Raw genomic sequence first — 22,759 nt, 5'->3', positions numbered from 1 at the left:
CTGCGGCGCCACCGGCTCAGCGGGACGGCCCGCGCGCGGTGCCCCTCACCGGCTCCGGGGGATGACCGGCCAGGCCGCCTCGACGACCGCAGCCGGATCGGCCGTGCGCCGCAGATAGGCCTGCAGCGAGGCCGACTGCTCGGCCGCTGCGCGCACCTGGAGCCCGTGCAGGTCCGCAAGCGGCAGCACCGCGACGGGCTGGTGCATCTCCCCCATGCGGCGCACCACACGGGCGGCCGCCACCGCGTCCGCGCTCGCGTCGTGCGCGGCGTCGAGCGTCACCCCGTAGTAGTCGCACAGCGCCTGGAGGGCGCGCTTGCCCTTGCGGTACTTGTCGACGTGCTTGTCGATCACCAGCGGGTCGATGACCGGCGAAGGCGCCGTGCCGAGCCGCTCGCTGACCGATGCCACCCCGTGCCGCCGGCACTCACGGTCCAGCAGGGACAGGTCGTACCGTGCGTTCATCACCACCAGCGGCACGCCCGAGCGCAGTACCCCGGCGACGGTGTGCGCGATCTCCTCGACGGCGGAGACGGCCGGGACGCCGTGCTCGCGGGCGTGGCCGGTCGTGATGCCGTGGATCGCCGCCGCCTGCTCGGGTATCACCACCCCGGGGTCGAGCAGCCAGAGGCGCTGCTCCCGCACGGCCCCGTCCGCCTCCAGCCGTACGACCGCGGCGGTCACGATGCGGTCGGTCTCGACGTCGGTCCCGGTCGTCTCCAGGTCGAAGCCGACCAGTGGTCCCCGATGCCAGCTCATGGCGGCCCTCCTTCGTGGTGCGTCCCCCAAGTGGTGACCACCCTCGCACGCGCCACTGACAACGGGCCCCGCCGTCCTGTCACCGGGTCAGCGGCGTCCCCTGGAACGGTCGAGCGCGGCGACACCGACGGCCGCCAGCCCGATCTGGATGAGCCACTCGATCCAGTCGACGCCGTTGGTGTCGTCCACCCCGAGGGCATGGGCGATGAACGCGCCGACGAAGGCGGCCACGATACCGACCACGATCGTCAGCAGGATGCCGATGCGCTGGCGGCCGGGTACGACGAGCCGGCCGAGCACCCCGATGACGATGCCGATCACGATCGCGCTGATGATGCCTGAAATCTCCATGGCTCCTCGATCTGTCCGACACGGGGTCCGGCTGCCCGGCAGGGCACCCGGCACGACCCCCGACGCTGATGTCCGCCCCTGTACCCCCGAAGCGGGGATGCACTCCGTCAGGACACCGGCCGGGAGTCCCCCCACACGGACTCGAACTCGTCCCGGTACGTCTCGAAGAGGCCGTGCTCGGCGTCCTGCCCGTGCCGCACGACCGCGCGCCCGCCGCCCCTGAGCACCAGGACCGGTGCCTCCATCCCGCGCGCCCTGCGCAGATACGACTGGACGACCGCGAGACCGTCCGTACCGTCCCCGTCGACCAGGCAGGCCATGAACCGCGGCGTCTCGTCGAACACATGGATCTCGAAGGCACCCGGGTCCCGGAGCCGCGACCGCACCCGGCGCATGTGCAGGATGTTCGTCTCCACCGCGCGGCTCAGCTCACCCTTCTTCAGTCCCAGCTCGCGCTCGCGCCGCTTGACCGCGCTGCTCGCGGGGTTGAGGAAGAGCAGCCTGACCCGGCACCCCGACTCGGCCAGCCGGACGAGCCGGCGGCCCGAGAAGTTCTGGACGAGGAGGTTCAGGCCTATCCCGATCGCGTCCAGCCGCCGCGCCCCGCCGAACAGGTCCTCGGCCGGCAGCTGCCGCTGGAGACGGACACGGTCCGGATGCACCCCGATGACGTCCGCGTACCTGTCCCCCACCAGGTCCTCCACCGCGTCCACCGGCAGCCGGTCGGCGGACGGCGCGCCCGATCCCGCGCCCAGGATGTTCAGCAGCCGCGACGAGGCCCGCTCCGCCTGCGCCAGCACGGCCTCGGAGAGCGCGCGGTTGCGGGAGACCACATTGCGGGTGACCTCCAGCTCGTCCAGGGCCAGTTCCACGTCGCGCCGGTCGTCGTAGTACGGCTCGAAGCACGGCCAGTGCTGGACCATCAGTTCCCGCAGCTGCGGGAGGGTGAGGAAGCTCAGGACGTTGTCGTCGGCCGGGTCGAGCAGATAGCCCTTGCGGCGCGAGACCTCCCGTACGGCCACGGCGCGCTGCACCCACTCCTGGCCGGCCGGGCCGGCCGCCGCGACCACCCAGTCGTCGGCGTGCACAGGCTCGTAGATCGGGCGCAGCACGGCGGCGACCACCGCGCGGAGCCGCTGCTCGACCAGATTCAGCCAGATGTAGGCGCGCCCGGCCCGCTGCGCGCGGGTGCGCACCTCGTTCCACGCGTCCGCACCCCAGTCGAGCTCCGCCCCGATCTCCATGGGCCTCGCCAGGGAGACCGCCCCGGGCGGGACCTCCGTGGAGCCCCCGCCGTGACCCGGGTCACCCGGTGGCAGTTCCAGCCCTCCCGAGCCCACCCGCGTACCGCCTTTCACTGCCCCTGCAACGATCAAGGAAGGGTACTCCGCGCGCGGGAGCCGGTGCAGCCGGATGCACAGGCTCCTTCCCAACTCCCTTGTTCGTGGTGAGCGTTCCCCGCGAAGGCATGGGGCCGAGTGAGGGGATTCATAGCGGTTCGTGGCGAGGACGCGATGACACGCGTGACTCGGCGCCGGATGTGGAAGAGTCGTGCCCATGCAGGTCTGGCCGGGACAGACATACCCGCTCGGCGCCACGTACGACGGCGCCGGGACCAATTTCGCGGTCTTTTCGGAGGCCGCCGACCGAATCGAGTTGTGCCTCCTGCACGACGACGGCTCAGAGACGGCGGTGGAGCTGAGAGAGACGGACGCCTTCGTGCGTCATGCCTATCTGCCCGGCATCATGCCGGGCCAGCGGTACGGGTTCCGGGTGCACGGGCCGTACGAACCCGAGAACGGGCAGCGCTGCAACTCCTCGAAGCTGCTCCTCGATCCGTACGCCAAAGCGGTGAGCGGAGAGGTCAAGTGGGACGAGTCGGTGTACGGCTACCACTTCGGCCGGCCGAACTCGCGCAACGACCTGGACTCCGCCCCGCACACCATGACCTCGGTGGTGGTCAACCCCTACTTCGACTGGGGCGACGACCGGCTGCCGCGGACCCCGTACCACGAGACCGTGCTCTACGAGGCCCATGTGAAGGGCCTCACGATGCTCCATCCGGCGCTCCCCGACGAGATGCGCGGGACGTACGCGGCGCTGGCGCATCCGGCGGTCATCGAGCACCTGACCGGTCTCGGGGTCACGGCGCTGGAGCTGATGCCCGTTCACCAGTTCGTCAACGACCACCGGCTGGCGGACAGCGGGCTCTCGAACTACTGGGGCTACAACACCATCGGATTCTTCGCCCCGCACAACGCATACGCCTCCTGGGGCGACCGTGGCGAACAGGTGCTCGAATTCAAGCAGGCGGTACGGGCGCTCCACGAGGCCGGGATCGAGGTCATCCTCGACGTGGTCTACAACCACACGGCCGAGGGGAACCACCTGGGCCCGACCCTCTCCTTCCGCGGCCTGGACAACGCCTCCTACTACCGGCTGACGGACGATCCGCGCTACTACATGGACACCACGGGCACCGGCAACAGCCTGCTGATGCGCTCTCCGCACGTGCTCCAGCTGATCATGGACTCGCTGCGGTACTGGGTGACCGAGATGCACGTCGACGGATTCCGTTTCGACCTCGCGGCCACCCTCGCCCGCCAGTTCCACGAGGTGGACCGGCTGTCGTCCTTCTTCGACCTGGTGCAGCAGGACCCGGTGGTCTCCCAGGTGAAGCTGATCGCCGAGCCGTGGGACGTCGGCGAGGGCGGCTACCAGGTGGGGAACTTCCCGCCGCTGTGGACCGAGTGGAACGGGAAGTACCGGGACACCGTACGAGACCTGTGGCGGGGCGAACCCCGGACGCTCGCGGAGTTCGCCGGACGGCTGACGGGCTCGTCCGACCTGTACCAGGACGACGGGCGGCGCCCGCTCGCCTCCATCAACTTCACCACCTGCCACGACGGGTTCACGCTGCACGACCTGGTGGCGTACAACGACAAGCACAACGAGGCGAACGGCGAGAACAACCAGGACGGCGAGAGTCACAACCGCTCCTGGAACTGCGGCGCCGAGGGCGAGAGCGACGACCCCGGTGTGCTGGAGCTGAGGGACCGCCAGATGCGGAACTTCATGGCCACGCTGCTGCTCTCGCAGGGGGTGCCGATGCTGAGCCACGGGGACGAGTTCGGGCGTACCCAGCACGGCAACAACAACGCGTACTGCCAGGACAGCAAGCTGGCCTGGGTGCACTGGCCGGGCCAGGAGGCGGCGGGGGCGGAGCAGGAGGAGGACACCGGCCGGGACGGACCGGCGCGGGGCGGGAGCAGCACCCTGCTGACCTTCACCCGTGCGATGGTGGCGCTGCGGCGCGAGCACCCGGTCTTCCGGCGGCGCCGCTTCTTCCACGGCCGCCCGGTGGAGGGCACCCACGACGATCTCTCCGATATCGCCTGGTTCACTCCCGAGGGCGAGGAGATGGTCCAGCGCGACTGGCAGGCGGCGCACGCCAAGGCCCTGTCCGTCTTCCTGAACGGGAACGCCATCTCGGAGCCGGGGACGCGCGGTGAGCGGATCACCGACGACTCGTTCCTCCTGATGTTCAACGCGAGCGCGGAGGAGATCGAGTTCCTGGTGCCGGTGAGCCACGGCAGGCAGTGGGAGGTCGTCGTGGACACCGCCCACGAGGACGGTGTGCCGCCGGGACGGGGCCCGAAGGTGGACGCCGGTGACCGGCTGGCGCTGATCGGGCGGAGTCTGACCGTGCTGAAACGGCCGGCCTGACGGCGCCCAGGTGACAGGGAGCCCGCGAAACGGGGTACGTAGGTTCCCATGACGCCCACAGCGACGTACCGGCTCCAGATCCAGCCGGAGTTCCCGTTCTCGGCCGCCGAGGCAGCGGTGCCGTATCTGGCGGCCCTCGGCGTCTCGCACCTCCATCTGTCGCCGGTCCTTGACGCCGTCCCCGGCTCCACCCACGGCTACGACGTCGTGGACCACACCCGGGTCCGCGACGAGCTGGGGGGCGAGACCGGGCTGCGTGCGCTGGCGCACACCGCGCGGACGCACGGGCTCGGGCTGGTCGTGGACATCGTGCCGAACCATATGGCGGCGGCTCCCCGGTTCAACCGGCCGCTGTGGGAGGTGCTGCGGGACGGGCCCGTCTCGCCGTACGCCCGCTGGTTCGACATCGACTGGGAGTCGGGCGGCGGCAAGGTGCTGCTGCCCGTCCTCGGCCACCGGCTCGGGGACGAACTGGAGCGGCTGCGGGTCGAAGGGGACGTGCTGCACTATTACGACCACTCCTTTCCGCTGCGCGAGGGGACGGCGGAGCTGCCGCTGCCCGAGCTGCTCGACGCCCAGTGGTACCGGCTCGCCTGGTGGCGGCTCGCCCGCACCGAGCTCAACTACCGCCGCTTCTTCACCATCTCCGATCTGATCGGGGTGCGTGTCGAGGACCCGGAGGTCTTCGACGCCACCCACGCCAAGATCCTGGAGCTGATGGACGACGGCGTCATCGAGGGGCTGCGCGTCGACCACCCGGACGGGCTCGCGGATCCCGGCGCCTACCTGCGGAGGCTCGGCGAGGCGACGGGCGGACGCTGGACGGTCGTGGAGAAGATCCTCACCGGCGACGAGCGGCTGCCCGCCGACTGGGCGGTCGCGGGGACGACCGGGTACGACGCGCTGCACCGGATCGACGGTCTCTTCACCGACCCGGCGGGCGCCGCCGGGCTGGCCGGCCGCTACCGCGACTACGCGGAGCCCGCGGGCGACCGCGGCGGGTACTGGGAGCCGACGGTCCGCCGCGCCGCGTACAAGGTCGTCACCCATGAGCTGGCGGCCGAGACCGCGTTCCTGGCCCGCACGGCGGAGCGGATCTGCGCGGCCGATCCGGCGCTGCGCGACCACGCCCCCTGGGCACTGCGGGCAGCTCTGCGTGAGCTCCTCGTACGGATGCCGGTCTACCGGCCGTACGTGACGGCGGGCGGGCCCACGCCCGATACCGCTGAGGCCACGCTCGGCCCGGAGGCGGTGCGGCAGGCAGCCGCGTCCTTCACGGTGGCCGAGGAGTCCGCCGCCGTCGGGGTCGTACGGGATCTGGCACTCGGCAAACTGGGCGGCGGCCCCGACCACACGGCCTTCTGCGTGCGGTTCGCGCAGACCGCTTCGGCGCTGCACGCCAAGTCCGTCGAGGACACCGCCTTCTACCGCTATACGCCGCTGGTCTCGGCGGGCGAGGTGGGCGGTGACCCGGGAGCGCCCGCGGTGAGTCCGGCCGCGTTCCACGCGTTCTGCGCGCGGACGGCCCGCGACTGGCCGGCCGGCGGGACGGTGCTGACCACGCACGACACCAAGCGGAGCGCTGACGTCCGGGCGCGGATCGCGGTCCTCACCGAGTGCCCTGACGCCTGGGCGTCGCTGCTGGCCCGGCTGGACACTCCGGCGCCCGATCCCCAGGTGGCCTGGGTGGCCTGGCAGACCTCGTTCGGCTTCGGGCTCCCCGACGGGGAACGGCTCGGCCCCGCGCTGCTCAAGTCGGTGCGCGAGGCGGGACTGCACACCAGCTGGACCGAGCAGGACGAGGCGTACGAGCAGGCGGTCGCCGACTTCGTCGCCGCGGGGCCCGCGGGTCCGCCGCACGCGGTCGTCGCCGAGTTCGCCCGCGGGCTCGGCGCATACGTACGGGCCAATGTGCTCGGCGCCGCACTGGTCCACCTCACGATGCCCGGCGTCCCCGACGTCTACCAGGGCACCGAGGGGCCGTACATCGCGCTGGTGGACCCCGACAACCGCAGGCCGCCGCTGCCCGTCGACCCGGCGGACGAGAAGGCGGCGCTGACGACCACGGCGCTGCTCCTGCGCCGCGAGTGCCCGGAGGTATTCGGCGAGTCGGGCACGTACACACCGCTGACCGCCGAGGGCTCCGCAGCCGCCCACTGTCTTGCCTTCTGCCGTTCGGGCGAGACGGTCACCGCGGTGACCCGGCTGTCGCTGCGCCTCGAACAGGCAGGCGGCTGGGGGGAGACGGAACTCCCGCTGCCCGCCGGGGTCTGGCTCGATCTGCTCGCTCCCGACCGGGAGTTCACCGGGCGGGCCTCCCTGCGCGAGCTGTTCGCCGTACGGCCGGTGGCCCTGCTCAGGCGGGTCGCGCCGGAAAGGGCCGGGGAGGCGGGCTGAGCGGCCGGGCCGGGAGCCCACTGGCCGGTCCGCCCGCCGGTCACCGGGCGGAGAGCCGGAAGTACATCCGGCCGAAGCCGACACAGTCGCCCTCGCGCACGACCGCCGCGCCGGTGACGCGGATCCCTTCGACCGTCGTCCCGTTGGCCGAACCGAGGTCACGCAGCACCCATACCCCTGCCTGCAGGCCGAGTTCCGCGTGCAGCCGCGACACCGTCTCGTGGTTGAGCCGCAGCCCGTTGACCGGGTCGCGGCCGATACGCAGCGGATACGGGCCGGGCGCCGGCAGCAGCAGCTTCGGCAGCCGCTCGGACGCCCAGGCCCTGCGCATCCGGCCGGGGAAGGCCGACACCCGGCCCACCGCGCCGAGCAGCCGGTGCGACCATCCCGCCTCCGACTCCAGGTCGGCGGTGAGAGCGGCCAGTTCGGCGGGCCTGTGGGTGGCCAGGGCCACTTCCATCCGGCGCATGAAGGTGTCCTGGGACAGCCTGCCCTGAACCGCCCCTTCCTTGAGGACCCCGAGCACCCGGTCCCGCTGGGCGTCGGAGAGCCGGGCCTGCGCCATGTGCGGCTCGTAGGCGGGGGACTCGGAAGAGGAGGTCACAGATCGATTGTCGGCCGGACCCGAGGGGGTGTCCAGGTGGGCCGGGGATTCCGATATCCATGTGACCGGGCCGGATGCCGATTGTTACGGTCTGCGGACATCCGTACTCGCCTGGAGCCGACTTGCCCCCTCCGCCGCACGAACACGAGCTGGTGATCCGCCCGTTGACCGGGCCGGACGAGCTCACTCTCTTCCGCGCGCTGCCCTACGTCCTCGACCACGAACTCGCCGGCGACCTCGCGGGCGGACTGCGCCGCCCCGAGTGGATGTGGGTGGCGCTGCGCGGCGACCGGGTGGTGGCACGGGCTGCCTGGTGGGCCCCCGCGCCCGGCGCCGCTCCGTACGCCCTCGACTTCTTCGACCTCGACGACACCCTGCCAGGACCGGAACGCGGCGACATCGGGGTGCGGCTTCTGGAGACGGCGATGGCGCGGCTCTTCCCCGCAGGCGCGGCGCGCCCCGAGTACGGCAGGTTCGTCCCGCCGGACTGGCACACCGATCCGGTCGCCCGCGATGCGACGGGGGCGCGCATGCGGGCCGTGGAGCGGACCGGGGCCCGGCTGCTGGTCGAACGGCTGCGCCTGGAGTGGACGCCCGGGACCGCGGCGGCCCCGGCGGCCGGCGGCCGGCTGGTGTTCCGCGCGGTGCGCGGCCGGGAGGATCTCGTCCCGCTGCTGGCCCTGGCCGCCGAGGGCACGCTCGACGCGCACAGCAGGGCGTCCCTGGAGTCGGGGCTCAGCCCGCGCGCGGTGGCCGAGGAGCAGTACGACGAGGAGTTCGCGCGCTACCGGAGCCCGGCCGGGTGGTGGCGGATCGCGGAGCTGCCGGACGGGGACCCGGTCGGCTTCGTCGTCCCGGCCCGCAACAACTACCACGCGATCATCGCGTACACCGGGGTGCTCCCCGCTCACCGGGGACACGGGTACATCGACGAGATCCTCACCGAGGGGACCCGGATCCTCGCGGCCCAGGACGTGCCCCGCATCCGCGCGTCGACCGACGTCGGCAACGTCCCGATGGCGCGGGCCTTCGAGCGGGCCGGCTACGTGAACTTCGAGCGGGCGGTCAACATGGTGTGGGACTGACCCCGGCCTCACCGAGCCAGTCCAGCCGGCGCTGCTGCTCGGCCGGGATAGTGGCGTCCTCACCGCGCGGGCCGACGTTGAGCAGCAGGTTGCCGCCGTCGGACCGGACCGTCCGGAGCAGCCCGGCCAGCGCTTCACGGCCGATGAAGGAGTCCTCGCCCGAGTTCCTGTTGTAGCCGAAACTGTGGTCGACGCCGCGGGTGATCTCGAAGGGGTCGGGCCCCGTGTACCGGGAGTACTCCGGGGTCCTGAAGTCGTAGTACGGGGGCTTCCTGGGCACGAACCCCTCGTCGCTGACGACCGTGCGGCGCTCCCAGCTGTTGTAGGCGGCCCGCAGCCCGGGGACCCGGAGCGCCCGCCACAGCGGGTTGCGGGGGAAGAGCCGGTCGTTGACGACGCCGTGCGGCACGGTGAACCGGTAGTACTCGACCAGGCTCCGGATTGCCGCGCGCCCCGCGGGCCAGGCGATGTCGTTCCAGAGGATGTCGGGGTGGTAGCGCCTGATCAGCTCCCGCACCTGGGCGTCCGCGTACGCCGGGTAGGCGCCGCCAGGGACGGCGGCGACGGTATCGGCGCCGGTCGCGATCGGGCGCGGCTGGAACGTCCAGTCCAGACCGCCCGAGTAGTAGACACCGAAACGCAGCCCCTCGGCCCTGACCGCTTCGGCGAACTCCCCGACGACGTCACGCGGGGTGTGCCAGCCGGGGCGGTGGGGGTTGCGCACCTCGGAGGGCCAGAGGCAGTAGCCGTCGTGGTGCTTGGTGACGAGGACCGCGTAGCGGGCGCCGGCCGCGCGGAAGCGGCGCGCCCACTGGGCCGGGTCCCAGCTGCTGAGCGCGTCCGCGAAGTCTCCCCCGAACGCCGTGTAGGGGCGGTCGCCGTAGGTCTCCCGGTGATGGGCGGAGACCGGGCTGTCCGGGAAGCGCAGCGAGTTCTCGTACCACTCGCCGTACGAGGTCCAGCCGAGGTGCCCGCGCCGGGCGGCGTCGTACGGCGGGGCCCAGCCCGGCACGGACGCGGGCGTCCAGTGCACGAAGATCCCCAGCTGAGCCTGTTGCCACCACGGAGCGACCATGGAGGAAGTATTGATCATCCCCGGGGGTGTTCGTAAGGGCGTCCGGCCTGTGAACTGCGGATCACCTCGCGGTACCAGTGGTAGGAGTCCTTGGGGGTGCGCCGCATCGTCGCGTAGTCCACGTGGACGAGGCCGAAACGCTGGGCGTTCCCCTCGATCCACTCGAAATTGTCGGTGAGCGACCAGGTGAAGTAGCCACGGACGTCGACCCCCTGGGCCATCGCGGCGTGCAGGGCGCGCAGATGGCCGTCGAGGAAGTCGATCCTGCGGGAGTCCCGCAGGCCCTCGAAGCTGCAGCCGTTCTCGGTGATGTAGAGCGGCGGCAGCCGGTCGCCGTAGCGGGTCTCCAGCCGGACGAGCATGTCGCGCAGGCCGTCGGGGACCACGGGCCAGCCGGAGCCGGTGCGTTCGTACCCGTCGATCTCCCTTATGCCGAAGGGAAGTTCGGGCGGTATCCCGAAACCGGCGAACGTGTCGAGCGCCTGGGGGGCGGGGGCGCCGACGAGGGTGGGGTTGTAGTAGTTGACCCCGTACCAGTCGAGCGGGGCCGCGATGGTCTTCAGGTCCTCGGCCACGGGCCCCGGCATCAGGGCGGCGAAGTTCTCGTCCGGGTAGGCGCCGGTGAGCAGCGGATCGGCGAACAGCCAGTTGGAGAGCGTGTCGTACAGCGCGGACCCGAAGCGGTCCTCCTCGCTCCCGCCCGCCGTCCAGACCGGGGTGTGCGAGACGGCGATGCCGATGCGGGAGGCCCCGGCCGCGCGCAGCGCGCCGACGGCCAGACCGTGGGCGAGGAGCTGGTGGTGGGCGGCGGGCAGGGCATCGAAGAGCAGCCTCCTGCCGGGGGCGTGCTCGCCCAGCGCGTAGCCGAGGAGCGTCACCTCGGCCGGTTCGTTGAGTGTGATCCACATCGGGACCCGGTCGGCGAGGCGCTCCGCGACGGCGCCCGCGTACTCGGCGAAGCGGAACGCGGTGTCGCGGTTGAGCCAGCCGCCTCCGTGTTCGAGGGCGAGCGGGGTGTCCCAGTGGTAGAGCGTCGGCGCGGGGGTGATGCCGTGGCCGCACAGCTCGTCGACGAGCCGGTCGTAGAAGTCGAGGCCCGCCGGATTGAGGGGGCCCGAGCCGTCCGGCACGACACGCGGCCAGCTCACCGAGAAGCGGAAGGCCCCGGCGCCCAGCTCCGCGAGCAGCGCCACGTCCTCGCGGTAGCGGTCGTAGAAGCCGGTGCCGCGTGAGCCGTCGGTGCCGTCCTTGATGCGGCCCGGCCGGGCCGCGAAGACGTCCCAGCCGGACGGTCCCTTGCCGTCGGTGCCCGCCGCGCCCTCGGTCTGGAAGGCGGAGGCCGACGCACCCCACAGGAAACCGGGCGGGAAGGCGGGCAGTGGCGGAATCGTCATGGCTCGCGACCCTAATGGCCCGAGTGCGCTCGCTCCAGCCCCTGATCTTGCCAAGATGAGACCTGGCGGCCGTTGGTGATCCCGACGACATGATCCGAACGAGTGCTCTGGAGGGGATGCTGTGCTGTTCGAGGTGTGGGCACCGGAGAAGAGCCACGTCACGCTGGAACTGGCCGGGCGGGAGCTGGCCATGGAGCGTGATCTGCAGCGGGACGGCTGGTGGGGCGTCACCGCGGAGGCCGCGGGGGGCGAGCACTACGGCTTCCGGCTCGACGGCGGGCCGGTGCTGCCCGACCCGCGGTCGCGCCGTCAGCCCGCCGGCCCCGACGGCCTCAGCGCCGTCGTCGCGCACGACGCGTACGAGTGGCGCGAGGAGTGGCCGGGCCTGGGCCTGCCGGGCGCCGTGCTGTACGAGCTGCACATCGGTACGTACACGCCCGAGGGCACCTTCGACGCGGCTGCCGCGCGGCTGGACCACCTGGCCGCGCTGGGCGTCACCCATGTGGAGCTGATGCCCGTCTGCCCGTTCCCCGGCCGGCACGGCTGGGGGTACGAGGGTGTCTCGCTGTGGGCGGTGCACGAACCGTACGGCGGCCCCGAGGGGCTCAAGCGCTTCGTCGACGCGGCTCACGAGCGCGGGCTCGGGGTGGTGCTGGACGTGGTCCACAACCACCTCGGCCCTTCGGGCAACCATCTGCCCTCCTACGGACCGTACTTCACCGACACCCACCACACCCCGTGGGGCTCGGCGGTGAACCTGGACGCGCCCGGCTCCGACGAGGTCCGCGCGTATCTGCTGGGCAGCGCACTGGCCTGGCTGCGCGACTACCGGATCGACGGGCTGCGCCTCGACGCCGTGCACGCCCTCGCCGACGGACGGGCGCTGACCTTCCTGGAGGAGCTGTCGGCGGCCACCGACACCCTCTCGGCGGGGCTCGGGCGGCCGCTCTTCCTGATCGCCGAATCCGATCTCTGCGACCCGCGGACGACGACCCCGCGGGAGGCGGGCGGGCTGGGGCTGCACGCCCAGTGGAACGACGACTTCCACCACGCCCTGCACACGGCGCTGACCGGTGAGTCCCAGGGGTACTACGCGGATTTCGCCCGGGAGCCCATGGCCGCGCTGGCCAAGACGCTCACCCGGGTCTTCTTCCACGACGGCACGTATTCGACGTTCCGCGGGCGGACCCACGGGCGCCCGGTGCACCGCGCGTCCACACCCGCACACCGCTTCGTCGCCTTCTCGCAGACCCATGACCAGATCGGCAACCGGGCGCTGGGCGACCGGCTCGCGGCGAACGTGCCGCCCGGTCTGCTGGCCTGCGCGGCGACGCTGGTGCTCACCGGGCCCTCGGTGCCGATGCTGTTCATGGGCGAGGAGTGGGGGGCGGGCACCCCGTGGCAGTTCTTCACCGACCACACCGACCCGGATCTGGCCGAGGCCGTACGGAACGGCCGGCGCCGGGAGTTCGCCGGGCACGGCTGGGCGGAGGCGGACATCCCGGACCCGCAGTCCCCCGCCACCAGGGACCGGTCCTGTCTGAACTGGGCGGAGCTGGACGGCGGCCACCACTCACGGCTGCTCTCCTGGTACCGGGAGCTGGTCGCGCTGCGCCGTACCTGCCCCGACCTGGTCGACGCGGACCTGGCCGCGGTCAAGGTGGCGTACGACGAGGAAGCGCGGTGGCTGGCGCTCCGCAGGGGCGATCTGCGGATCGCGGTCAACCTCGGTGACCAGGAGGCGCGGGTCCCGGTGGACGGGCGCGGCAGCAGGGTCCTGGCCGCCTGGGAGCCGGTCCGGCCGCCGGGCCCCGACGGTCTTCTCCTGCTGCCGCCCGCGTCGTGCGCCGTACTGACCGACTCCTGAGCCCGAGCGGCCGGCGGGGAGGGGGAGGGAGGGAGGGGGCGGCGGACGTTACCCGACGACCGCCAGCTCCCTGCGGGTGGTGTTCAGCCGCCGGCCGCCGTCCTCGGTGACGGTGACGATGTCCTCGATCCGGACGCCGAAACGGCCGGGGAGGTAGATACCCGGCTCGACGGAGAAGCACATACCGGGCACCAGCGGCTGCTCCTCGCCCTCGATCATGTACGGGGGCTCGTGCGTGGTGACGCCGATACCGTGGCCCGTGCGGTGGATGAACCGCTCGCCGTACCCGGCGTCGGTGATCACCGCGCGCGCCGCCCGGTCGATCTCCTGGCAGGCGACGCCTGGACGCACCGCCCGGCACCCCGCCTCCTGGGCCGCACGGACGATGTCGTGCACCCGCTGCTCCTCGGCTCCCGGAGGGCCGACGTGGACGGTGCGGGACGTGTCCGACCCGTATCCGTCCTTGAGGCCGCCGAAGTCCAGTACGACCATGTCGCCGGTGCCGATGACGCGTTCGCCGGCCTCGTGGTGCGGGCTGGCGCCGTTGGGGCCCGAACCGACAACCGTGAAGTCCACCTGTGAGTGCCCGAACTGCCTCAGCAGCGCGGCCAGATCGGCTGCGACCTCGGTCTCCCTGCGCCCGGAGAAGCGCACCTTGAGGATCTCCTCGTAGGTCGCGTCCGCGGCGGCCCCCGCCGCTTCGAGACGGGCCAGCTCGGGCGCGTCCTTCACGGCGCGCAGCATCGGCAGGGCCTCCGTCAGCGACTGGTACGAGCTGTCGGGCAGGGCGCGCTGAAGCCCGAGCAGATGCATCGCCCAGCCGTTGTCGCTGACCGCGAACCGGCCGTCCGGGCCGAGGAGCGCGGCGGTGATGCCGTACGGGTCCTTCCCGTCCGTCCAGTCCAGCAGGGTGAGTGCGGGGGCGCCGACGGCGTGTTCGGCGTCCGCGGCCTCCAGGGCCGGTACGACGAGGACCGGGTCCCGGTCCTCCGTGATCACCAGCAGGGTCATCCGCTCGGTGGCGGCGGTCGGCCGGTAACCGGTGAGGTGGACGAGGTCGGGGCCGGGTGCGACGAGCACCCCGGCGAGTCCGGCGTCCGCCGCGCTCCGTGCGGCACGGGCCATACGGGCGCGGTAGTCGTCGGCGGTGAACGGTACGGGTTCCATGGACATGGACCCATCCTGCCGGGCCCCGCCACGGGACGCGATGCCCAGGACGGTTCAGAGGAGCGGCACGAACAGGTCGGCGCGGTCCCTGCTGCGCTCGACGGTCCGGGCGTTGGCCTCGTCCGACCCGTACACCCAGCGTTCGGCCTCCGCCCGGCTCCTGCCGTATTCCATGTGCCGCTCGATGAGCCTGCGGACGCGTGCGGCCTGCGCGGCGCTCCCTGGCTCCCCTGCCGGCCGGAGGTCCCCAGGAGCCCCGGGGCCGGCGGCGCCGACGAACCACGCCTCGTCCAGCAGGGCCCGCACGCGGGGCCAGTGCAGCAGATAGTTGCCCTCGGTGATCACCAGCGGGACGTCCGGCGCGACCGGCACGGATCCCGCGACCGCTTCCTCCAGCGCACGGTCGAAGGACGGCGCGTACACCACATCGGGTCCCGGCGCCCGCAGCCGGGCGAGGAGCGCCGCATATCCGGCTTCGTCGAAGGTGTCGGGGGCGCCCTTGCGGCCGGCTCGGCCGAGGCGGCGCAGTTCGGCCCCGGCGAGGTGGAAGCCGTCCATCGGGACCACGACGGCGCTCGCGCCGAGCGCGTCGGCGAGCCCGGCGGCGAGGGTGGACTTTCCCGCGCCCGGCGGGCCCGCGATGCCGAGGATCCGCCGGTACCCGGCCCCGGCGAGCAGCCGGGCACGGTCGACGAGGTGCTGCGGAGTCATGACGGTCATTGTGTCCGGGTGATCCCGCTCCCCGCGAGTGGTACGTATAACGCCTCTCCGGTTAGCCTTCCTGCCATGTCCCACATCGCACTGATCACCCTGGTCGTCCACGACTACGACGAGGCCATCGGCTTCTACACCGGCGCACTCGGTTTCGCGCTGACCGAGGACACCGACCGCGGCGACGGCAGCCGCTGGGTGGTCGTCACCCCGCCCGGCGGCGGACCCGGCACCGGTCTGCTGCTGGCCCGCGCGAAGGACGACGCGCAGCGCGCGAGCGTCGGCTCCCAGACCGGCGGCCGGGTCGGCTTCTTCCTGCACACCGGGGAGTTCGCCCGGGACCACGCCCGGATGCGGGCGGCGGGCGTCCGATTCCTGGAGGAGCCGCGCCATGAGCCCTACGGTTCGGTCGCCGTCTTCGAGGACCTCTACGGGAACCGCTGGGACCTCCTGCAACCGGCGTGAGAGTCATGTCCGACATGGCTGTTACGTTTCCCGTATGACGGTTTACGGACGTGCCATCGCTCTCCTCGGGGAGCGGCCCGAGCTGGCCGAAATGGCCGCGCGTACCTTCGGTTTCGACCTGAAGGGGGCCGGCCGGGGCGTGGCGGTACGGCTGGCGTCGGGCGCCCCGCTGCAGGCGGTGGCCGGGGACAGCGCGGGCGGCACGTACTCCGTGTGCGGGGGCGGGTCCGTGCTGTACGCCTCGTCCCGCGGAGCGGCCGGCCTCGTCGCCGCGAGCGCGGACGAGGCGCTGGAGCTGGTCGTCGGGCTGCCCGGCTGGCACGGCCTGCTGCACCTGTCGCCCACCGGCGACGAGTCCGCGCTGCGGGCCGGGCTGGCCGCTTCGGAGGAGGCGGCCCGAGCGTCAGTGCCGGATCTCGGCGACCGGCGGGCCGCGCTGCGCGGGGCGCTGGGGCTTCCGGACCGCTCCCCCGCCGAGCTGTTCGCCCGGCTGCACACCGCCCTGCTCCGTACCGAACCGGACCATCTGCTGCTCGACGCGGCCTGCGGCCGCGCCCACCCCCTGCTGGATCCGCATCCGCGCCCGCCCCTGCGCGAGACGGTCCTGCGTCCCGGTCTCGCTGATCTGGCGCGGCTGCGGGACGATCCGGCGGAGTGGGGCGACGTGGCCGGGGACCCGGTGCGGCGCGCCACGGTGCTGCGCGCGGCGCAGAGCGACCGGCAGGACCGCGATCTGCCGTTGCTGCGCCGTCTGCTGGCCGCCGAGACCGCCGACCCGGGAGCCGGCGATGAGCTGCGCCTCGCCGCTGTGCTGGTCGCCCTGCACAGCGCCCCGGAGGACCTGCCGCTGCTGCGGGCGGCCCAGGCGGCGCCGCAGGCAGCCCGGTGGGGACAGGACGCGATACCCGGGCGGCCAGGGGCCGTCGTGGAGTGGGCGCGCGGACTCGACGGTTCGCCCCCGGGCGGGGACCTCGCACCGGAACCGGAGCTGACCTGGATACGGCTGGCCAGGAGACAGGGTCGCACCGAGCACGCGCGGGTGGCGCTGCTGCGCATCCTGGACGCGAGCGGGCAACAGGCCGATCTGCTGCGGGTGCTGAGCACCGAGCTGGAGGCGCTCGGCGACCTCGGCCAGGCGGCACGGGCCCAGTCCGGGCACGCCGCCCTGGCGGAAGGGGCGCGCGAGCGGGGTGTGGCCTGCCGCAGGCTCGCCGGGCTGCAGCGGCGTACCGGTGAGCTGTCCGCAGCCTGGCGGACCCTGCGGCCGGTCCCGGAGATCCTCGACGCCGACGGCTCCGACCGCCGCTGGCGGCAGCTGGGGCTGGGGCGGCTGGTCGCCGCCGAACACTTCGAACTCGCCCGCGCGGCGGCCGGGGCGGGGCTCGTGTCCATCGCCCGCGAATCGCTGGCCGTCGCCAGGGAACTGCACACCGGCATGGGCAAGGCCGCCCAGCGGAGCCTCGGCATGCTGGCCCAGGAGACCGCGTGGGCCGTGGCCCGGCTGAAGTAGCCCGCCCGCGTGGCGCTCGCGCCGCCGGTGGCGTCACCCGCCCCGCGCGCCGGCCGCCCGGGACATCCCGTCAGGCGCCGGACGCGACCAGCTCGACCAGCCCGGTGACCGTGTCGGCCATCGCCTGCCGGCCGGCCTTGAGGTACTTCCGGGAGTCGACGGCTTCGGGCTGCGCGGTGAGCACCTCACGGATGGCCGCGGTCATGGCGATGTTCAGCGCCGTCCCTATGTTGACCTTGGCGATGCCGCCGGTGACCGCCGCCGACAGTTCGGCGTCCGGCACCCCCGATGAGCCGTGCAGCACCAGCGGGACCCCGAGGGCGTCCCGCAGCCGGCCGAGCAGCTCGTGGTCGAGGACCGCGGTGCGCGAGGTCATCGCGTGCGAGCTGCCGACCGCGACGGCGAGCGCGTCCACGCCGGACTCGGCCACATAGGCCGCAGCCTCGTCCGGCCGGGTCCGCGCGCCCGGCGCGTGCGCGTCGAGCGGCGCCGCGCCGTCCTTGCCGCCGACCTCGCCGAGCTCGGCCTCGATCCACAGCCCCCTGGCGTGTGCCCAGGCGGCCGCGTCCCGGGTCGCGGCGAGGTTCTCCGCGTACGGGAGGTGCGCGGCGTCGTACATCACCGAGCTGAAACCGGCGTCGGCGGCCTGCCGCAGCAGCGCGTCGCTCTTCACATGGTCGAGGTGGAGTGCGACCGGCACACCCGCCGCCCCGGCCAGTTCGGCGGCGGCACGGGCCAGCGGAAGCACCTGGCCCTGCCGGTACTTCACCGCGTTCTCGCTGATCTGGAGGATGACCGGGGAACCGGCAGCCTCGGCCCCGGAGATCACGGCCTCCGCGTGTTCCAGCGTGATGATGTTGAACGCGGCCACCGCGCCGCGGCGCGCCGCGGCGTCGGCGACGAGCGCTCCGGTCCTGGCGAGGGGCATCGCTCAGCCCTCGTCGAGGATGACGGAGCGGGTGAGGTGGCGCGGCGAGTCCGGGTCGAGGCCGCGCACGGCCGCGACGGCGACGGCGAGGCGCTGCGCCCGTACCAGCTCGGCGAGCGGGTCGAGACCGCCCGCCACCCACATCCCGCCGGTGGCACGGACCTGCTTCTCAAGGCCCTCGGGGGCCTCGCCGAACATCCAGGTGGCGGTGGAGTCGGTGGTGATGCTGATCGGACCGTGGCGGTACTCCATGGCCGGGTACGCCTCGGTCCAGGAGAGCGAGGCCTCCCGCATCTTCAGCGCGGCCTCCTGCGCCAGGCCGTTGCTCCAGCCGCGACCGAGGAAGGTGAACTGCGAGCAGTCGACCAGCCCTTCGGGCAGCGGCTCGGCGAGCGCGGTCCGCGCGTCGGCCACGACGGCGTCCGAGTGCAGGCCGAGATGGGCGCGGAGCAGGGTCAGCGCGGTGGTGGCGAAGCGGGTCTGGACGACGGACTGCTCGTCGGCGAAGTCCAGGACGACGATGTCGTCGGCCGCCTGCATCACCGGGGTCTCCGGGTCACCCGTGATGGCCGTCGTCCTGGCCTGTCCGCGCACCCTGGCGAGGAGTTCGAGCACCTCGGTCGTGGTGCCCGAGCGGCTGAGAGCGATCACCCGGTCGTAGGTGCGGCTGAAGGGGAACTCGGACGCGGCGAACGCGTCCGTCTCGCCCTGACCGGCCGCCTCCCGCAGCGCGGCCACGGCCTGCGCCATGAACCACGAGGTGCCACAGCCGACGATCGCGACACGCTCGCCGGCGACCGGCAGGGCCGCCGCCTGGCTCCCCGCCATCGCCGCAGCGCGCTCCCAGCACTCGGGCTGACTGGACAGCTCGTTCTGGACATGACTCATGCTGGTTTCCACCCCTCAGAGTAATGATTGTTTCTGCAAGATACTGCGTTGTTTCAAGCACAATCAAGCACGTGACCGTTTCTGGGTTAAGGTCACAGCGTTCCACCGAAGAGGAGAGTGCGAGAGATGTCCCAGTCCCGCGACGCGCGTTGGAAGGCACTCCTGGAACTGCTCGTCGAGCAGGGCCGCCTCGACGTCGAGGCGGCGGCCCTCGCGCTCGACGTCTCGGCCGCCACCATCAGGCGCGATTTCGACCAACTCGCCCAGCAGCAGATGCTGGTGCGCACCCGCGGCGGCGCCGTCGTCCACGGCGTCAGCTATGAACTCCCGCTCCGCTACAAGACCGCCCGGCGCGCCTCCGAGAAGCAGCGCATCGCGCAGGCCGTCGCCGAGCTGATCACCGCCGGCGAGGCGGTCGGGCTGACCGGCGGCACCACCACCACGGAGGTGGCACGCGCCCTCGCGGTCCGGCCCGACCTGGCGTCCGGCACTCCGGCGCTCACCATTGTGACCAATGCGCTGAACATCGCCAACGAGCTCGCGATCAGGCCCCAGTTCAAGATCGTGGTGACCGGCGGGGTGGCCCGCCCCCAGTCCTACGAGCTGACGGGCCCCCTCGCCGACGGCGTCCTCGGCCAGATCACCATGGACACCGCCGTGCTCGGGGTGAACGGATTCGACGTCGTCCACGGAGCCGCGGCGCACCACGAGGACGAGGCGGGCATCAACCGGCTGCTGTGCGAGCGTGCCGAGCGGGTGGTCGTCGCAGCGGACTCCACCAAGCTCGGCACCCGCGCCTTCGCCAGGATCTGCACCACCGACCAGGTCGACACCCTGGTCACGGACACCGGCATCAGCGAGGAGATGACCACTCTCTTCACCGATGCCGGTGTCGAGGTCATCGCGGTGTGAGCACCGGGGCCGTGCCCCGCCCGTCCTGCTGCTGGCCCGACTCGAAGTAGGCGACCAGCTCCGGGTCCAGCGGCGGTACGTCGTAGGGCGTACCGCCGTCGCGCAGCGACCGCGTGGCCATCACACCGGCGGCCACACTCATCCGGGCGGCGACGGGCGAGGTGTCCGTCACCCCGCCGTGCCTGGCGAAGCGGCAGAACTCGCCGACGATCCGCTCGTCCGCGCCGCCGTGGGAGCCCTTCGACTCCGGCACCCTGTAGACGGCGTCGGCGTCGGCCCGGTATCCGGTCGGCCCGGTGTTCCAGACCTTCACCTCGTCGCCCGGCCGGTCGCCGAAGTTCTCCAGCCGCCCCTCGGTGCCGATGACCGTGTAGTTACGGAAGTAGTCGGGGGTGAAGTGGCACTGCTGGTAGGCGGCGATCACGCCGTTGTCCAGCCTCATGTTCATGACGGACACGTCCTCGACGTCCACCACGTGGTTGAGGTCCTTGCGGGTGGCCGGCGGCCAGTCGAACTCCCGCAGCCATCCGTCGGGCCTCGGAGTACCGGGCTCGCGGCGCGGCAGGTCCCCGTACATCATCAGGTCACCCATGGCGTTGACGCGTGAGGTGTAGCCGTTCGCCAGCCAGTGCACCACGTCGAGGTCGTGCGCGGCCTTCTGGAGGAGCAGCCCGGTGGTGCGGGTGCGGTCGGCGTGCCAGTCCTTGAAGTAGTAGTCGCCGCCGTACGAGACGAAGTGCCGTACCCAGACGGTCTTCGGCTCACCGATGTCGCCGCGCGCGATGATGTCGCGCATCAGCCGCACCACACCCATGTGCCGCATGTTGTGGCCGACGTAGAGCCGGGTGCCCGTCTCGTGCGCCGTCCGCAGGATGGTGTCGCACTGCTCGACCGTGATCCCGAGCGGCTTCTCCACGTACACCGGCTTGCCCGCACGCAGGATGTCGCAGGCGACTTCCTCGTGGGTGTCGTCGGGCGTGGCGACGATGAAGGCGTCCACCGTGTCGTCGTCGAGCAGCTTGCGGTAGTCGTCCACCGCGGCGGCCCCGGGGTACCGGTCCTCCACCCCGGCGCGGACAGCGGGGTCGGTGTCGGCTACGGCGGTCACGACGGACCCGGCGCCCGGACGGTGGGCGGCATCGGCCAGGCTGGCCCGCAGCCCGAGGCCGACCACGCCGATACGGAGGTCTTCCATGGTGCTCCTTAAACGCAGTTGTGCGGAGGGGTGCCGGTACGGCCGGTCACTTGCCGGTGAGCGCGATGGACTTCTCGAACTCGGCGCGGATCCTGTCGCCGCCACCGGAGCGCCAGGTGCGCACCAGACCGTCGTACGCCGAGATCGGCTTGCGGCCGGCGACGATGTCCTTGATGCCGTCGTTGACGTCCGTCGTCAGGGAGGCGCCCTGGCTGGCGTTCGTGTCGGAGTAGTGGCCGACCGTCGGGTTGATCACGGCCATGGCGATGAGCTTCTTCTGCCAGTCGTGGATCCGGCGGGTCAGACCGGACTGGCCCGGCAGGTAGAGGTACTCGGGTGCGTTGGCCAGGAAGGAGACGGGCATACCTGTCGTCACCGCTTCCGCGTTGCCCTTGTCCGTCAGCTCCACGTCACCCTTCGCGGTGCGGTGGAAGTGCGTCCCCTCGATGCCGTTGTCGAGGAAGAGCCGCTCCTCGGTACCGAACGGGGCCGCGAGGTAGTCCAGGACCTTGAGGAGCATCTCCAGCCGCTTCTTGTCGGCCTTCTTGTTGATCGCGGTGAAGCCGACCGAGCCGAGGCCGTAGTAGAAGTGCGGGGTCGCTCCGGCCTTCGCCGCGAACGGAAGGATCATCCCGAAGGGGAAGTTGTACGTCTTGACGTCCACCAGGAAGGACGGGAAGGACTGGACGTACGCCCCGAGCGAGCCCTGTGCCATCTTCTCGCGGGTCGTGGTGAGGTTCGGGTCCGGCCAGAACAGTCCGGCCTTGCTCACCTTCACCCCGAATTCCAGGGCCTCACGGAATTCGTCGGTCTCGAACTGGTGGACCAGCTTGCCCTTCCTCAGCGCCCACCCGGAGGGGGCGCCGAACCACTGGGCGTACATATTGACGTGGTTCGTGTAGGCCGGTTCGAGCACGTATTTGTGACGCTTGGCGTCCAGCAGTTCCTTGCCCTTGGCGAGGAAGTCGTCGGCGCTGGAGAAGGTGGCACCGCCGACCGGCTTCCAGAAGTCCTCATTGGTCACGTAGACCTGGCCCATGCGGCCGTACGCCACCGGCACGCCGAAGATCTTGCCGTTGATGACGGCCGTCTTCCAGGCGAATTCCGGGAGGTTGGCGAGGTTCGGGTACTTCTTGACCGCATTGCCCGAGAGGTGCGGGGTGAGGTCCTGGAATTTCGCTTCCAGCAGTTCGGGGATCCGGCGCAGCCCCTGGTTCGGGGGAATCCACACGAGGTCGGGAATCTCACCGCCCGCTATCGCCGCGTTGAACTTCGACGAGTAGCTGTCGTCGGTCGTCTCGACGACGATGTTCATCCTGAACTCGGAGCCCAGCCGCTTGTTGAGCTCCTTCCAGTACGCGTTCTTCCCCATCGCGGGGGCCGGTGTCGTGAAGGTCTCCGTCAGCGCGGTGATCGGGGAGCCGTCACCGGGCGGGGCGGCGACCGACTTGACCAGGTTCTTCGGGTAGCGGAGGTAGGCGGCGTCCAGTCCTTCGGCGCTGCCCGCGAGGTCCGGCGCCGCGACCTTCGCCGGGACGAAGGCGGGGAGCTCGACCTTGCTGAACGCCTCGGCGCCCTTGCCCGCGGCCGCGGTCCCGGTGGAACACCCGGTGAGGGCCGACATTCCGGTGGCGGTGAGTCCGAGGACGCCCGCGGCGCCGAGGAACGTACGCCTGTTGACGTGCTGAGAGGACATGATTCTCCTGGAAGGACAGGATCGGTGAG

Annotated in this window: 19 protein-coding genes; 7 read left to right on the top strand and 12 right to left on the bottom strand. The window is 72.0% G+C overall.

Features of this window, described 5'->3' with window-relative positions:
• Window positions 1–45: 45 nt before the first annotated feature.
• The 3 genes from OG917_RS27095 to OG917_RS27085 form a co-directional block, all read right to left on the bottom strand.
• The gene (locus tag OG917_RS27095; RefSeq protein ID WP_328320475.1) at window positions 46–759 is read right to left on the bottom strand and encodes a 3'-5' exonuclease; all 714 of its coding nucleotides are present in this window, start codon (window positions 757–759) and stop codon (window positions 46–48) included.
• A gap of 87 nt (window positions 760–846) precedes the next feature.
• Window positions 847–1,110 carry a GlsB/YeaQ/YmgE family stress response membrane protein gene (locus OG917_RS27090; RefSeq protein ID WP_328320474.1) on the bottom strand — a complete coding sequence of 88 codons (264 nt, stop codon included), beginning with the start codon at window positions 1,108–1,110 and terminating at the stop codon, window positions 847–849.
• Between the two features lie 107 nt (window positions 1,111–1,217).
• Window positions 1,218–2,450: an SAV2148 family HEPN domain-containing protein gene (locus OG917_RS27085; RefSeq protein WP_328320472.1), complete on the bottom strand. Its 1,233-nt coding sequence runs from the start codon at window positions 2,448–2,450 to the stop codon at window positions 1,218–1,220.
• Between the two features lie 217 nt (window positions 2,451–2,667).
• On the opposite strand from OG917_RS27085, the gene glgX reads away from it, so the two are divergent.
• Window positions 2,668–4,836: a glycogen debranching protein GlgX gene (gene glgX / locus OG917_RS27080; protein ID WP_328320470.1), complete on the top strand. Its 2,169-nt coding sequence runs from the start codon at window positions 2,668–2,670 to the stop codon at window positions 4,834–4,836.
• 48 nt (window positions 4,837–4,884) lie between these two features.
• Window positions 4,885–7,233 (top strand): malto-oligosyltrehalose synthase, encoded by a 2,349-nt coding sequence (treY, locus tag OG917_RS27075; protein ID WP_328320468.1) that lies wholly within the window; start codon window positions 4,885–4,887, stop codon window positions 7,231–7,233.
• Window positions 7,234–7,273: 40 nt separating this feature from the next.
• Here treY and OG917_RS27070 read toward each other — a convergent pair whose 3' ends face one another.
• Window positions 7,274–7,798 carry a DUF1707 and FHA domain-containing protein gene (locus OG917_RS27070; protein ID WP_328322208.1) on the bottom strand — a complete coding sequence of 175 codons (525 nt, stop codon included), beginning with the start codon at window positions 7,796–7,798 and terminating at the stop codon, window positions 7,274–7,276.
• 161 nt (window positions 7,799–7,959) lie between these two features.
• Between OG917_RS27070 and OG917_RS27065 the strand changes: the two genes are divergently transcribed.
• On the top strand, window positions 7,960–8,922 hold the full coding sequence (locus OG917_RS27065; RefSeq protein WP_328320466.1) for a GNAT family N-acetyltransferase: 963 nt from the start codon (window positions 7,960–7,962) through the stop codon (window positions 8,920–8,922).
• Here the strand turns inward: OG917_RS27065 and OG917_RS27060 are convergent.
• Both OG917_RS27060 and OG917_RS27055 read right to left on the bottom strand, forming a co-directional pair.
• Window positions 8,903–9,997, bottom strand: a complete 1,095-nt coding sequence (locus tag OG917_RS27060) for an alpha-L-fucosidase (RefSeq protein WP_328320463.1) — start codon at window positions 9,995–9,997, stop codon at window positions 8,903–8,905. The two genes, OG917_RS27065 and OG917_RS27060, sit on opposite strands and share 20 nt — an antisense overlap.
• A gap of 14 nt (window positions 9,998–10,011) precedes the next feature.
• Window positions 10,012–11,391, bottom strand: coding sequence for a GH1 family beta-glucosidase (locus OG917_RS27055; RefSeq protein WP_328320461.1), 1,380 nt, complete (start codon window positions 11,389–11,391; stop codon window positions 10,012–10,014).
• Between the two features lie 121 nt (window positions 11,392–11,512).
• Between OG917_RS27055 and treZ the strand changes: the two genes are divergently transcribed.
• Window positions 11,513–13,258, top strand: coding sequence for a malto-oligosyltrehalose trehalohydrolase (treZ, locus tag OG917_RS27050; protein ID WP_328320459.1), 1,746 nt, complete (start codon window positions 11,513–11,515; stop codon window positions 13,256–13,258).
• A gap of 48 nt (window positions 13,259–13,306) precedes the next feature.
• Here the strand turns inward: treZ and OG917_RS27045 are convergent, their stop codons facing one another.
• Both OG917_RS27045 and OG917_RS27040 read right to left on the bottom strand, forming a co-directional pair.
• Window positions 13,307–14,431 carry an aminopeptidase P family protein gene (locus OG917_RS27045; protein ID WP_328320457.1) on the bottom strand — a complete coding sequence of 375 codons (1,125 nt, stop codon included), beginning with the start codon at window positions 14,429–14,431 and terminating at the stop codon, window positions 13,307–13,309.
• 48 nt (window positions 14,432–14,479) lie between these two features.
• A complete protein-coding gene (locus tag OG917_RS27040) occupies window positions 14,480–15,136 on the bottom strand; it encodes a nucleoside/nucleotide kinase family protein (RefSeq protein ID WP_328320455.1) in 657 nt (218 codons plus the stop codon).
• A gap of 75 nt (window positions 15,137–15,211) precedes the next feature.
• Between OG917_RS27040 and OG917_RS27035 the strand changes: the two genes are divergently transcribed.
• Together OG917_RS27035 and OG917_RS27030 are read left to right on the top strand one after the other, a co-directional pair.
• The gene (locus OG917_RS27035) at window positions 15,212–15,601 is read left to right on the top strand and encodes a VOC family protein (protein ID WP_328320453.1); all 390 of its coding nucleotides are present in this window, start codon (window positions 15,212–15,214) and stop codon (window positions 15,599–15,601) included.
• A gap of 34 nt (window positions 15,602–15,635) precedes the next feature.
• Window positions 15,636–17,111 (top strand): hypothetical protein, encoded by a 1,476-nt coding sequence (locus tag OG917_RS27030; RefSeq protein WP_328320451.1) that lies wholly within the window; start codon window positions 15,636–15,638, stop codon window positions 17,109–17,111.
• A 70-nt stretch (window positions 17,112–17,181) separates the two neighbouring features.
• On the opposite strand, the gene OG917_RS27025 is transcribed toward OG917_RS27030, so the two are convergent.
• Window positions 17,182–18,039: a class II fructose-bisphosphate aldolase gene (locus OG917_RS27025; RefSeq protein ID WP_328320449.1), complete on the bottom strand. Its 858-nt coding sequence runs from the start codon at window positions 18,037–18,039 to the stop codon at window positions 17,182–17,184.
• Between the two features lie 3 nt (window positions 18,040–18,042).
• Complete coding sequence (locus OG917_RS27020; protein WP_328320447.1) at window positions 18,043–18,927, bottom strand: SIS domain-containing protein; 885 nt, start codon at window positions 18,925–18,927, stop codon at window positions 18,043–18,045.
• A gap of 126 nt (window positions 18,928–19,053) precedes the next feature.
• Here OG917_RS27020 and OG917_RS27015 point away from each other — a divergent pair, with 126 nt between their 5' ends.
• Entirely contained in the window at window positions 19,054–19,839 is a 786-nt protein-coding gene (locus OG917_RS27015; RefSeq protein WP_328320445.1) for a DeoR/GlpR family DNA-binding transcription regulator, read from the top strand.
• Here OG917_RS27015 and OG917_RS27010 read toward each other — a convergent pair.
• A complete protein-coding gene (locus OG917_RS27010) occupies window positions 19,826–21,034 on the bottom strand; it encodes a Gfo/Idh/MocA family protein (RefSeq protein WP_328320443.1) in 1,209 nt (402 codons plus the stop codon). The genes OG917_RS27015 and OG917_RS27010 overlap by 14 nt on opposite strands.
• Window positions 21,035–21,080: 46 nt before the next feature.
• Complete coding sequence (locus tag OG917_RS27005) at window positions 21,081–22,730, bottom strand: extracellular solute-binding protein (protein ID WP_328320442.1); 1,650 nt, start codon at window positions 22,728–22,730, stop codon at window positions 21,081–21,083.
• Between the last annotated feature and the right edge of the window lie 29 nt (window positions 22,731–22,759).

The sequence above is a fragment of the Streptomyces sp. NBC_00388 genome, from assembly GCF_036061255.1.
Lineage (GTDB): Bacteria > Actinomycetota > Actinomycetes > Streptomycetales > Streptomycetaceae > Streptomyces.
This window is presented reverse-complemented; position numbering and strand designations above follow the sequence as displayed.

Coding starts and splice junctions, on each gene's coding strand:
- OG917_RS27040 (WP_328320455.1), bottom strand. CDS start 15,136: ATGACTCCGCAGCACCTCGTCGACCGTGCCCGGCTGCTCGCCGGGGCC.
- OG917_RS27055 (WP_328320461.1), bottom strand. CDS start 11,391: ATGACGATTCCGCCACTGCCCGCCTTCCCGCCCGGTTTCCTGTGGGGT.
- OG917_RS27005 (WP_328320442.1), bottom strand. CDS start 22,730: ATGTCCTCTCAGCACGTCAACAGGCGTACGTTCCTCGGCGCCGCGGGC.
- OG917_RS27025 (WP_328320449.1), bottom strand. CDS start 18,039: ATGCCCCTCGCCAGGACCGGAGCGCTCGTCGCCGACGCCGCGGCGCGC.
- OG917_RS27030 (WP_328320451.1), top strand. CDS start 15,636: ATGACGGTTTACGGACGTGCCATCGCTCTCCTCGGGGAGCGGCCCGAG.
- OG917_RS27060 (WP_328320463.1), bottom strand. CDS start 9,997: ATGGTCGCTCCGTGGTGGCAACAGGCTCAGCTGGGGATCTTCGTGCAC.
- glgX (WP_328320470.1), top strand. CDS start 2,668: ATGCAGGTCTGGCCGGGACAGACATACCCGCTCGGCGCCACGTACGAC.
- OG917_RS27015 (WP_328320445.1), top strand. CDS start 19,054: ATGTCCCAGTCCCGCGACGCGCGTTGGAAGGCACTCCTGGAACTGCTC.
- OG917_RS27090 (WP_328320474.1), bottom strand. CDS start 1,110: ATGGAGATTTCAGGCATCATCAGCGCGATCGTGATCGGCATCGTCATC.
- OG917_RS27095 (WP_328320475.1), bottom strand. CDS start 759: ATGAGCTGGCATCGGGGACCACTGGTCGGCTTCGACCTGGAGACGACC.
- OG917_RS27010 (WP_328320443.1), bottom strand. CDS start 21,034: ATGGAAGACCTCCGTATCGGCGTGGTCGGCCTCGGGCTGCGGGCCAGC.
- OG917_RS27035 (WP_328320453.1), top strand. CDS start 15,212: ATGTCCCACATCGCACTGATCACCCTGGTCGTCCACGACTACGACGAG.
- OG917_RS27045 (WP_328320457.1), bottom strand. CDS start 14,431: ATGTCCATGGAACCCGTACCGTTCACCGCCGACGACTACCGCGCCCGT.
- OG917_RS27020 (WP_328320447.1), bottom strand. CDS start 18,927: ATGAGTCATGTCCAGAACGAGCTGTCCAGTCAGCCCGAGTGCTGGGAG.
- OG917_RS27070 (WP_328322208.1), bottom strand. CDS start 7,798: ATGGCGCAGGCCCGGCTCTCCGACGCCCAGCGGGACCGGGTGCTCGGG.
- treY (WP_328320468.1), top strand. CDS start 4,885: ATGACGCCCACAGCGACGTACCGGCTCCAGATCCAGCCGGAGTTCCCG.